Origin of the sequence: Fructobacillus sp. EFB-N1, assembly GCF_001038455.1 — a bacterium.
Lineage (GTDB): Bacteria > Bacillota > Bacilli > Lactobacillales > Lactobacillaceae > Fructobacillus > Fructobacillus cardui.
Genome location: NZ_LDUY01000053.1, coordinates 1 through 1,298, shown reverse-complemented (window position 1 = coordinate 1,298; position 1,298 = coordinate 1). Strand labels below are relative to the sequence as shown.

General features: G+C 43.5%; 2 protein-coding genes. Both read left to right on the top strand.

What is annotated here, in order from left to right:
• A partial coding sequence (locus FEFB_RS08550) for an N-acetylmuramoyl-L-alanine amidase (protein WP_200898284.1) occupies nt 1–807 on the top strand: 807 nt, incomplete at its 5' end.
• A gap of 12 nt (nt 808–819) precedes the next feature.
• A partial coding sequence (locus FEFB_RS07995; RefSeq protein WP_235271979.1) for a DUF1003 domain-containing protein occupies nt 820–1,298 on the top strand: 479 nt, incomplete at its 3' end.

The window sequence follows — 1,298 nt, the reverse complement described above, 5'->3', positions numbered from 1 at the left end:
ATCGTGATTCACCATATGGCCACGACTGACTATGATTCAGTTCCTGGCATTTGGAACAGTCGTCAGGCATCAGCTCACTATGGTATTGGGCCAAATGGCGAGATTCGTTCCTATGTAGACGAAGAGAACACAGCATGGCACGCGGGCGATTGGAATGCCAATTTAACTTCAATTGGTATTGAACATTGCAATATCAACGGTGCGCCAACTTACGACATTGCACAGGCCACTATTGAATCGAGTGCTAAGTTGGTAGCTGACATTGCCAAGCGTTACGGATTTGGTCAAGTTGTACCTTACAAGAACTTGTTCCCACACTCTCAGTTCATTAGCACGGCCTGTCCAGGTCAATTGGTTGGCAAGTTGCAAGAAATTGCTGACCGAGCTAATGGCATTAACAATGGTGGTGGTTATGTGCCAACTCAAACAGCCACTTCAGCACCACAACCAGTGGCACAAACCGCAATCCAAAAGTTCCAAGCTGGTGGCGACCGTTTCGTTCTGAGTGGGCCATTCACTTGCAACACTTGCCAACGAGTGAACGGAATCTATCAAGTAATGGATGATGACTTGTGTGCTGACCCATTCTCATGGGCAGACAATGGTATTCCAACTGATTTGTTGAACGATTTGTCTGATCCAAATGGCCGTACTTTTGAAGATGGTGTTCAAGTTAAGTTCAAGCCACAATACCAATCTGGTACGATTGACCGCTATTCAGAGAACGCTAACGCCGTTGGAATCGACTTCTTAGATGGTAATGGTATTATCTGGTTCGATGCCGACAAGTTCTGGAATCATGCTTGATAGGAGAGTGATGTGAATAAAGATAAACTTGATAAGATTATTAAAGAAGACCACAAGCACACCAATCGTTTAGACAAGCGAATGGGCAAAATGATGAACGACCACAGCTATGATATTGTTGATGTTGATAAGCAAGTTCAGCAATCAATGACATTTGGCCAAAAGGTAGCTGATAGAGTGGCCAAATTTGGCGGTAGTTGGACGTTCCTGATTGGTTTTATCGTCGTGCTGGTTAGTTGGATTACAATCAACTCATTACACCTATTTGGGGCTAATTTTGACCCGTTTCCATTCATTCTGCTTAACCTCTTCTTATCTATGGTGTCTGCACTCCAGGCGCCATTGATTATGATGAGCCAGAATCGTGCCAGTGACTATGACCGGATGAACTCGAAGAATGATTATCATATCAACTTGAAATCAGAAGAAGAAATCAGGATTCTTCACTCAAAGTTGGACCATATTATTCACGAAGACCAACCAAATAATTT